The organism is Flavobacterium sp. (assembly GCF_025352015.1).
GTDB lineage: Bacteria > Bacteroidota > Bacteroidia > Flavobacteriales > Flavobacteriaceae > Flavobacterium.
In genome coordinates this window covers 30,829-40,871 of record NZ_JANXUG010000115.1, presented here as the reverse complement: position 1 = coordinate 40,871, position 10,043 = coordinate 30,829, and the positions used below count along the sequence as shown (strand labels likewise).

General features: G+C 33.9%; 11 protein-coding genes and 1 pseudogene. 5 read left to right on the top strand and 7 right to left on the bottom strand.

The window, feature by feature from the left end; all coding sequences use genetic code 11:
- The 4 genes and pseudogenes from Q0Q96_RS12190 to Q0Q96_RS12175 form a co-directional block, all read left to right on the top strand.
- A pseudogene (locus tag Q0Q96_RS12190) lies at nt 1-99 on the top strand (IS982 family transposase); the annotation flags it as partial.
- A gap of 144 nt (nt 100-243) precedes the next feature.
- Nucleotides 244-978: a lysophospholipid acyltransferase family protein gene (locus Q0Q96_RS12185; RefSeq protein WP_293875806.1), complete on the top strand. Its 735-nt coding sequence runs from the start codon at nt 244-246 to the stop codon at nt 976-978.
- A gap of 60 nt (nt 979-1,038) precedes the next feature.
- Entirely contained in the window at nt 1,039-2,028 is a 990-nt protein-coding gene (locus tag Q0Q96_RS12180; protein WP_293875804.1) for an acyl-ACP desaturase, read from the top strand.
- A gap of 56 nt (nt 2,029-2,084) precedes the next feature.
- Nucleotides 2,085-2,729 carry an HD domain-containing protein gene (locus tag Q0Q96_RS12175; RefSeq protein ID WP_293875802.1) on the top strand — a complete coding sequence of 215 codons (645 nt, stop codon included), beginning with the start codon at nt 2,085-2,087 and terminating at the stop codon, nt 2,727-2,729.
- An 8-nt stretch (nt 2,730-2,737) separates the two neighbouring features.
- Here the strand turns inward: Q0Q96_RS12175 and Q0Q96_RS12170 are convergent, their stop codons facing one another.
- The 7 genes from Q0Q96_RS12170 to Q0Q96_RS12140 all read right to left on the bottom strand — a co-directional run bounded on the left by Q0Q96_RS12170 (nt 2,738) and on the right by Q0Q96_RS12140 (nt 8,553).
- Complete coding sequence (locus Q0Q96_RS12170; protein ID WP_293875800.1) at nt 2,738-2,914, bottom strand: hypothetical protein; 177 nt, start codon at nt 2,912-2,914, stop codon at nt 2,738-2,740.
- Between the two features lie 90 nt (nt 2,915-3,004).
- Nucleotides 3,005-3,559: a hypothetical protein gene (locus Q0Q96_RS12165; RefSeq protein ID WP_293875798.1), complete on the bottom strand. Its 555-nt coding sequence runs from the start codon at nt 3,557-3,559 to the stop codon at nt 3,005-3,007.
- A 9-nt stretch (nt 3,560-3,568) separates the two neighbouring features.
- A complete protein-coding gene (locus Q0Q96_RS12160) occupies nt 3,569-4,351 on the bottom strand; it encodes an enoyl-CoA hydratase-related protein (RefSeq protein ID WP_293875796.1) in 783 nt (260 codons plus the stop codon).
- Between the two features lie 79 nt (nt 4,352-4,430).
- The gene (locus Q0Q96_RS12155; protein ID WP_293875794.1) at nt 4,431-5,900 is read right to left on the bottom strand and encodes an ATP-binding protein; all 1,470 of its coding nucleotides are present in this window, start codon (nt 5,898-5,900) and stop codon (nt 4,431-4,433) included.
- Between the two features lie 67 nt (nt 5,901-5,967).
- Entirely contained in the window at nt 5,968-6,510 is a 543-nt protein-coding gene (locus Q0Q96_RS12150; protein ID WP_293875792.1) for a CopD family protein, read from the bottom strand.
- A gap of 17 nt (nt 6,511-6,527) precedes the next feature.
- Complete coding sequence (gene hemH / locus Q0Q96_RS12145; protein WP_293875790.1) at nt 6,528-7,547, bottom strand: ferrochelatase; 1,020 nt, start codon at nt 7,545-7,547, stop codon at nt 6,528-6,530.
- Nucleotides 7,548-7,677: 130 nt separating this feature from the next.
- Nucleotides 7,678-8,553 carry an AraC family transcriptional regulator gene (locus Q0Q96_RS12140; protein WP_293875788.1) on the bottom strand — a complete coding sequence of 292 codons (876 nt, stop codon included), beginning with the start codon at nt 8,551-8,553 and terminating at the stop codon, nt 7,678-7,680.
- Nucleotides 8,554-8,781: 228 nt separating this feature from the next.
- Here Q0Q96_RS12140 and hemA point away from each other — a divergent pair, with 228 nt between their 5' ends.
- A complete protein-coding gene (hemA, locus tag Q0Q96_RS12135) occupies nt 8,782-10,041 on the top strand; it encodes a glutamyl-tRNA reductase (protein WP_293875786.1) in 1,260 nt (419 codons plus the stop codon).
- The last annotated feature ends 2 nt before the right edge of the window (nt 10,042-10,043 follow it).

Below are 10,043 nucleotides of genomic sequence, written 5' to 3'. Positions count from 1 at the left end.
ACCCGAGAGTTTGCTCGAACTGGCGAAGCAATTTTGGCAAAAATAACAGCATTAACACTGGTTCAATATATCAATAAATTTATCTTTGATAGATCATAAATCAAATAATTTAATTTCATCCAACGGGTTATTTGCTATATTTTAGTAAACTATTTGTTCTATAAAAAAAGCAAAACCATCAAAGTTGTTTTGGGTCGATGAAAACCGTCCTATTTTGCTATTTTTGTATTCTATTTTTATGCTATGGAAAAGCTTATTTCGTATCCCATTTCAGTAGTTTACTATTTGTGTTTTGGTTTGTGTTTGGTTGTTTTTCATCCCATTCAGTGGGTGTGTTTCAATATTTTTGGGTATCAAGCGCATAAAAAAAGTGTCGATTATTTGAATTTTTTTTTGGTACGATGCACCAACCTATTGAGAACGCGTTATACGTTTATAAATAAAGAAATCATTCCAGGCAACGTTCCTCTAATTTTTGTTTCAAACCATCAAAGTATGTACGACATCATAGGAATGATTTGGTATTTGCGGCGGTTTCATACCAAGTTTGTCAGCAAAAACGAACTGGGAAAAGGCATTCCGAGTGTTTCCTATAATTTGCGCCATGGCGGATCAATCCTTATTGATAGAAAAGATTCTAAACAAGCCATTCCTTTGATCAAACATTTGGCTGAATATATTGAAGCGCACCACCGCTCTGCCGTAATCTTCCCCGAAGGAACAAGGAGCAAAGACGGAAATCCAAAACAATTTGCTCAAAGTGGTTTAAAAATCTTATGCAAATATGCGCCTTCTGCCTATGTTGTGCCAATTACTATAAATAATTCGTGGAAAATGGTTAAATTTGGTGCGTTTCCTATGGGATTGGGAAATAATTTGCAGTTTATAATACACAATCCAATTGCCGTTGCTGAATTTTCGTTTGAAGAAGTAATGCAAAAAACAGAAAACGCCGTAATAAGTAAAATAAAAAAGTAATCAAATTTTTGAGTTTAGAATATATATAATAAAACTCAAAATTTAAAATTTAAAATTTTAATGTCAATACACAATATCCGTCTAGAGGTGATGCAATTTCTAGAAAAAAAAGTCGAGGGTTTCATGGATGAATTTTTGATTCCGATAGAAAAAATATGGCAACCTACCGATTTTTTACCCAACTCTGAAACCGAAAATTTCTTTGAAGAAGTAAAAGAATTACGGGAAATAGCAAAAGACTTGCCCTATGATTTTTGGGTAACGCTCGTAGGCGATACCATTACCGAAGAAGCCTTGCCAACTTACGAATCGTGGTTGATGGATGTTGACGGAGTGGGTCAGGTAGAAAATAATGCGTGGAGCAAATGGGTGCGCCAATGGACAAGTGAGGAAAACCGTCATGGAGATTTGTTGAACAAATATTTATACTTGTCAGGGCGTGTCAACATGCGCGAAGTAGAAATTACCACCCAACATTTAATAGCCGATGGGTTCGATATAGGAACGGGTCGTGATCCCTACAAGAACTTTATATATACCAGTTTTCAAGAATTAGCTACTTATATTTCGCACAACAGAGTTTCGCAAATTGCCAAAGAGTATGGCGACAAAAAGTTGGCAAAAATTTGCAAAATGATTGCCGGTGACGAAATGAGACACCACCATGCCTACAGCGAGTTTGTAACTCAAATTTTTAAAGTAGATCCTAGCGAAATGCTATTGGCTTTCAATTATATGATGAAACAAAAAATTGTTATGCCAGCACAATTCTTAAGAGAATCGGGCGAAAAAATAAGCTCGGCATTCTTAAATTTCTCGGATTCGGCACAACGAATGGGGGTTTATACCGCTTCTGATTATGTTGATATTATGCAAAAACTCATTGAGAAATGGGAAATCGATAAGCTATCGGGACTTACGGACGAAGCCGAAAAAGCAAGAGATTATTTGATGAAACTGCCTGCTCGAATGGCTAAAGTTTCGGAACGATTAATAATTCCCGCTGAATCGCAATTGTTTAAATGGGTAGAACCCGCTATGATAAGATAATAGATAAAAGACTTAAATCCTTTCCCACCGAAAGGATTTTTTTAAACCTAAAAAAGATGTCAATAATTGCTAAAACAATACTTTTTGTAAAAGAAAAACTCGAAAATGCCGAAGGCGGTCATGACTGGTTTCACATAGAACGCGTGTACAAAAACTCACTTTTAATTGCCAAAGAGGAAGCTTGTGATGTAACAATAGTTAAGCTTGGTGCTTTGCTTCACGACATTGCCGATAGTAAATTTCACGATGGCGATGAAAACATTGGACCAAAAACCGCAAGAACTTTTTTAAAAAGTGAAAATATTTCAGAAGAAATTATCACGCATGTCATAAACATCATTGACAACATATCCTTCAAAGGCGGAAATTTCGAAAAGAAATTCAATTCTAAAGAATTACAAATTGTTCAAGATGCTGATAGATTGGATGCACTAGGCGCCATTGGAATTGCACGATGTTTTAATTATGGAGGCTTTAAAAATAGGGTGTTGTACAATCCTGCAATTGCACCAAATTTAAGTATGAGTAAGGAAGAATATAAAAACTCCGAGTCACCAACACTGAATCATTTTTACGAAAAGCTATTGTTGTTAAAGGACAAAATGAATACAGAAACGGGGAAAAAGATTGCTTTGCAAAGGCATCTCTACATGGAAAACTTTCTTTCGCAATTTTATGGCGAATGGGAAGGTATGAAATAGAAAAATGTTTATTCCATAACCTCAATTCCTAGACTCAAAGAGTACAACTTACTCTTTTTCCAGATGTCCCTATCCATATACCAAGTATCAGTATAGTCCCAAACATTTTTCATATATATACTCGGTTCATAAAAGAATGCTAACGGATTATTGGATTCCTTATTGTAATTTTTGTTTTGTTCCAAAAGCATATATTGAAGCACAACAAAGATACCTTCCTTTGGGAAAACAATATCAGCACCAGAAACATCTGTGACATTGAGCCGGTTTCCTTTTTAGAGTCGGCAGATGATATTTTCAGAATTGATCAAGTCTCCCGGCTGTCCATTTTCATTAGTATAAAACAAAAGTGAAATGATTCTGTTTTTGTCTTCAGTGAATGTGTAGAATTTTACAGTATTCAAAAGCAGGTCTTCTGTTTTATTATTTGGAAAAAACTTGGCAACCAAAGCCATTTGCGCGTCATATTGAACTGCAGTCATAACATTTCCGGATTTTTGGAATTTACCAAAGCTTTGTTTTTGTGGATTCTTTTTTCGGGTTATTTTAACTTCATCCAAAACAGTGAGGTGAGGTTTAAGAAGTATTTCATTTGCAGAAGAACGGAAGATTTTATCTTCGAAACCAATGGCGGTAACCCTTAAATTGATTTCCTTATTTTTATCATCAATGGTAAAAACGCCTAGTGAATCGATGGTTTTGTAAAATACATTGTCTTTCCAGATGTTAGCGTAGCTTACAGGGTTTTTATTTTCGCTGTTGTACACAGAAATTTTCTTCTGTGCCATGCAGGAACCTACAAAAAGCAATACCCACAAAAAGTTTTTCATCTCGATTGTTTATTTTCCCTTAAAATCCGCTTTTCTCTTCTCTAAAAATGCAGTAGTTCCTTCTTTAAAATCTACGGTGCCAAAACATTTTCCAAAGTTTCTGATTTCGGTTTCAAAACCATTAATGCCTTCTTTGAAATTAGCATTGACACATTTTATGGCTCTGCCTATCGCGTAAGGAGAATTTCTAATAATTTTACTCGCAATGCCTTTTGTAAAATCCAAAAGTTCGGTTTGCGGCACCACATGATTTACCAAACCTGCACGAAAAGCCTCCTCTGCCGATATCATTCCGGCAGTCATAATCATTTCCATAGCACGGCCTTTTCCGATTAATTGCGGCAAACGTTGTGTTCCGCCATAACCAGGAATCACGCCTAGGGAAACTTCGGGCAACCCCATTTTGGCATTATCAGAAGCTATTCTAAAATGGCATGACATCGCCAATTCTAATCCGCCACCAAGTGCATAACCGTTTATGGCAGCGATGACAGGTTTTTTTAAATTCTCAACAAAATCGAATAATAATTCTTGTCCTTGTGCTGCTAATTGTGCGCCTTCTTCGACCGAAAAACCCGCAAATTCCGCAATATCTGCGCCCGCAACAAATGCTTTTTCTCCTTCACCAGTGATGATAATAACCCTGACATCAGTATTGCTTTCTAAATTTTCAAAAGCAGTATGCAACTCCTGAATCGTTGCCACATTGAGCGCGTTTAATTTTGATGGACGGCTGATGGTAATTTGTCCGATGCCATTTTCTATAGCGATAAGAATATTTTCAAAGTTCATAGTTTGATTTTTAAGTACTATAAGTTGTGATAATCTGCAACCCTTGACCACAGGGCAATCTGGGGAAGCAAATCGGTGTTTATTTTACAATAGGAAGCGAGACAAAAAACGTGGTTCCTTTTCCCATTTCTGTTTCAAAAGTAATTGTTCCTTTATAATTTTCAATAATGTTTTTGATAATTCCTAAACCTAATCCCATTCCGCTTGTTTTAGTGGTAAATTTTGGTTCAAAAACATGTTCAATATTGTCGGATTCAATGCCTATTCCGTTGTCTTTAACTGTAATGATGACGTCATTTTCTATTTCGTTAACCGATACTAAAACTTGCTTTTCTGGCTGTTCATCGGGTATAGATTGAATGGCATTTTTAACCAAATTGGTAATAATTCTGATTAATTGAGTTCTGTCCAATTTGGAAATCACATATTCTTTGTTGCTTTTAAAAACGATATAATCTTCATTGAAAATATCCAACGCGAGTTCTACCACCTGAACCACATTGAGCGTTTCGTTTTGTTGCGCGGGCATCGATGCAAAATTAGAAAACGCCGAAGCCACTGCGCTCATCGTATCAATTTGCTGAATTAAAGTCTTGGAATAATCGTTGAGTTTTTGTTTCAATTCAACATCATTGGGGTCAAATTTTCTTTGGAAACTTTGCACTGTCAATCGCATGGGAGTAAGCGGATTTTTTATTTCGTGAGCTACCTGTTTTGCCATCTCGCGCCATGCTTGTTCCCGTTCGCTTTGCGCTAATTTTGAGGCACTTTCTTCCAATTTATCTACCATGCCGTTGTAAGCTCTTATCAATAAATTCATTTCTTTACTGTTGGCTTCAATAACAATTTTCTCGTTCTTTTGGTTCAAACTTGTTTCGTTTATTTTATCGGAAATGGTTTTTAATGATTTAGTAATATAGCTAGAGAGAAAATACGCCAAAGCAAAGGCAATAATCAACATAAAGGAATACACTTGGCTTAAACGCAATAAGAACTGACGCAGTTCGGTTTGATAATAACCATCATCTTCAACATAAGGAATATTTAAAATCCCTAAAGGTTTAAATTTATCATCTTTAATTTGGCTATACGAAGATCGGTTTTGAGTTCCATTTACATTCTTAATATCTACATATCTTTTTTCCACTGTAGACTGAACGAGTTTCAGCACATAATTTGGAATTGGTTGTGCTACTTTATCGATAGAAAAGGAGGATTTGGAAGATTTTAATAATTTTCCGTCCAATCCATAAATATTAATCTCAAGATTATGAATGTCTGCTAGTTCATGAATTTTATCTTTAAAAATCAGGGGAAGATTTTTTTCAGTAAGCGGATAAGTGGTATTCGCAAGAATGTAATTGATATGTTCTTTTATGGCAAATTCTTTTTGATCTAATCGTTTTTGATGATATTCTTTGGCTTCATTTTTAAACTGAATTATCGAAATAGAGGCCATCAAAACCGAGGCAATAACAATCAACATAATCATCGAAAGGAAAATCCTTATTCGAAGTGACAACATTGACATTTTGAATCCGTTGAACATATTTTTAGTGATTAGTAATTAGTAACTAGTCAAAAGCAATACAATGGTAATCACTAGTTACTAATCATTAATTACTTTTTTCTCTTATTCGTTTGTAAAACTTGTAGCCCAATAGGATTAAAATCGAGAACATAAAGATTCCGACAACACCATAAATCCAATTAAATGCATTTTTTAAAATTACTAAAAAAACTACAGCAAATAGGATAATTGTTGCGCCTTCATTCCATAATCTCATAAAGTTGGTAGAATAGTTGAAAATATCGTTTTGTAATTCATTGTAAATTAAGTGACACTTTATTTGGTATGCGATTAATAAAACTACAAATCCCAATTTAACGTGCATCCAAGGCATTTGTAACCAATCTGGCATTAATATAATTAACCAAATTGCAAAAAACACCGCTAAAACAGCACTCGGCCATGTGATGATGTACCACAAACGATACGTCATGATTTTGTATTGTTTTAACAAAATTTCTCTTTCTGGAGAGGGTTTGCTGTTGGCTTCAATTTGATATACAAATAAACGAACAATATAAAACAAACCCGCAAACCAAGTGATGACAAAGATTAAGTGTAGTGATTTTAGGTAATTGTAATATTCCATTGAAAATCTTATGTTGTTTAGTCTTTTTTCTCCCAGTCCTTTATCCAATCTGCAACCGTGGCGCACCATTCGTCACCATCATTCATACACGGTATTGCTCTAAACTCTTCGCCGCCATGCACTTTAAATTCGTGATTGGCTTCCATGGCGATTTCTTCCAAAGTTTCTAAACAATCCGATACGAAAGCTGGAGTTACAACCGCCAATCTATTAATTCCTTTTTCGGGCATTTTGTTTATTTCAACATCGGTGTAAGGCGTTAACCATTTGTCACCAGCTAATCTGGATTGAAATGATTGACTGTATTTTTCTTCGGGGATTCCCAAATATTTCACCACCTGTTTTGTGGTTTCATAACATTGATGACGGTAGCAAAATTCGTGTGCCAATGATGGCGTGTTACAGCAAGAACCGTCTATTTTACAGTGTGATTTGGTAATATCAGTTTTGCGAATATGGCGTTTTGGAATTCCGTGATAAGAAAACAGTAAATGATCGTATTCATAACCTTCCAATTGTTTTTTAATCGAATTTCCTAAAGCTTTAATGTAACTCTCTTTATTATAAAAAGCAGGAACAATAGTAAACTTCATTTCTGGAAAATGTTTTGCGCGCAATTCTTCTGCTAAAACCACGATGGTAGTAGTAGATGCCATCGCATGCTGCGGATATAAAGGGAAAAGTAGGACTTCATTTACGCCCTTGTCGTGCAGTTCTTGCAATCCTTTTAAGATGGTCATAGTACCATAACGCATCGATAAAGCTGTTGGTAAATCTACTAATTGTTGTACTTTTTTCTGCATTCGTTTTGATATAACTACCAAAGGCGAACCTTCTTCCCACCAAATTTTAGCATAAGCTGCCGCTGATTTTTTGGGTCTGGTTTGCAAAATAATACCGCGAACTAATAAAGCACGAAGTAAAAACGGGACATCGATTACAAATCTGTCCATTAAAAATTCATCAAGATATGGTTTTACATCTTTTGCAGTTGGGCTTTCGGGCGATCCTAAATTTACTAATAATACTCCTTTCATAGTTTTTTTTTTTGTTATTTCAAAAAATGAGGAATTTCAATTTATAATTTTTTATAAAAGTAATAAAACTTCTTTTTTGACTTAATGAGGGGTTAATTTTTTATTGATACTAGCATATACGAGATTGATGTTAGGCTGTATTTTGATTTATCGACATTAAATATTTTTTTGGAGTTGTGGCAAATTTTTTCTTGAATGCGGCAATAAAATGACTTCCGGTACTATAGCCAATTTTTAAACCAACTTCGTTCACATTATAAGAACCGCTATCTAATAATTGTCGGGCAAAATCCATTTTATAATCAATTAAAAAACCATAAACCGTATCACCATAAATTTGCTTAAAACCCATTTTTAGTTTTTTCAAACTCAAACCTACTTTTTCCGACAGCTCCTCTAGTCCTGGTGGTTCAGCCATATTAGCAATAATAATTTCTTTTGCTTTTCTAATCTTTAATACATTTTCTTCATCAATCAAAAACGGACATTGTTCTGCATTTGGATCTTCGGAACGATTGAAATACAAACTTAACAGTTCGTATCCTTTTCCTTTATAGTATAAGTTTTTAATAGATGGGTTTAAATTATAATGAAACAACTGACTCAATACAATTGCCATCGACGGACTTATGTCGTTCTCTTTATAATATTTTTTATCCTTATTATCTTCACTCAAAAACGGAATGTGATGCGCATCTTTTGAAAACAAACTATGAAATTTTTGTATAGAAATAATAACCGAAATCATCCAAGAATTTGGAGCTAATTCTAAATTCAAAGGCAATTCTTTTTGTGGATTATAAAACAAAAGTGATTTTTCATCTCGTAATTCTAGCGCATAGGTTCCATCATTAAAAATGAATTTTGCTTTACCTTTTATACCAAAATGAAATTGAATAAGCCCTTGATTTACAGATTTTTTTATATAAAAATTTTCATTTCCGTCATTCTGAAAGCGAATCAAAGTAAAGTCATTTTCAATAGTTATTATTTCTTGAGAACCCATAGCGATATTTTTTCGTATATAATTCGAAATCTAGTAAAAATATTATTTAGAATGAATCTATATAAATAATTTACCATGACTTAATTTCAGTACAAATTTAGAATAAATAACGCCAGAAAGACAAGTGATGGTTAAAAAATCTCACAGCGACACTAAAAGTACTTACAGCGTTACTTTTATAAATTTGTAAATAATAATTTTGTTGAACTTTTTAAGTAAAGTATAAATATGGAAAATTTTAATATGTCGAAGCACACTTCTTTTTATGCCTTGGGGTTGAGTTATAAAAAAGCGGATGCATCCCTAAGAGGAAAATTTAGTTTAGATGCAGCTGCAAAAGCAACGATTTTAATTCAGGCTGAAGCCGAGGGAATAGACTCTTTAATCGTTACATCAACCTGCAACAGAACAGAGATTTACGGTTTTGCCAACCATCCGTATCAATTAATAAAATTACTTTGCGAAAACAGTCAGGGAACTGTTGAAGAATTTCAGGAAGTGGCATATATTTATAAAAATCAAGAAGCGGTTAATCATATGTTTCGCGTAGGAACGGGTTTAGACAGTCAAATTCTTGGCGATTTTGAGATTATTAGTCAATTAAAAATTGCTTTTAACGAAAGTAAATCAAACGGTTTGGTAAATTCTTTCCTTGAAAGATTATTGAATTCAGTGATACAAGCGAGTAAAAGAATCAAAACAGATACCGAAATTTCATCAGGAGCAACATCGGTTTCTTTTGCCTCGGTACAATACATTATTAAAAACGTTACGGATATTACTAATAAGAACATTTTGCTTTTTGGGACGGGAAAAATAGGAAGAAACACTTGCGAAAATTTGGTAAAACACACCAAACATGAGCAAATTACTTTAATCAACAGAACCAAAGATAAAGCAGAAAAATTAGCTCAAAAATTAGATGTAATTGTAAAAGATTATGCTGATTTACAACTCGAATTACAAAATGCAGATGTAGTTGTTGTAGCTACGGGAGCTCAAAATCCAACCATAGACAAAACATTATTAAATCTAAAAAAACCATTGTTGATTTTAGATTTATCGATTCCCAAAAATGTACATGAAAACGTCACCAGTGTAGAAGGTGTTACTTTAATTCATCTTGATTATTTGTCACAAATAACGGATGAAACATTGGAAAATCGTAAACTTCATATTCCAGCAGCAGAAGCTATTATTGAGGAAATCAAGACAGAGTTTGTGGAATGGACCAAAAACAGAAAATTTGCGCCGACAATACAAGCATTAAAAGAAAAATTAAATGCTATAAAAGAAGGAGAGTTGAACGTACAACGCAAAAAATTATCAAATTTTGATGAAGAACAGGCACAATTAATCAGTAACAGAATTATCCAAAAAATTACAAACCATTTTGTAAATCACTTAAAAGATGGCGATTCAATTGATGAAGGAATTGAATGGATTGAAAAAGTATTCCAATTAGATCAAGAAAAATCATTTTTTTAAGC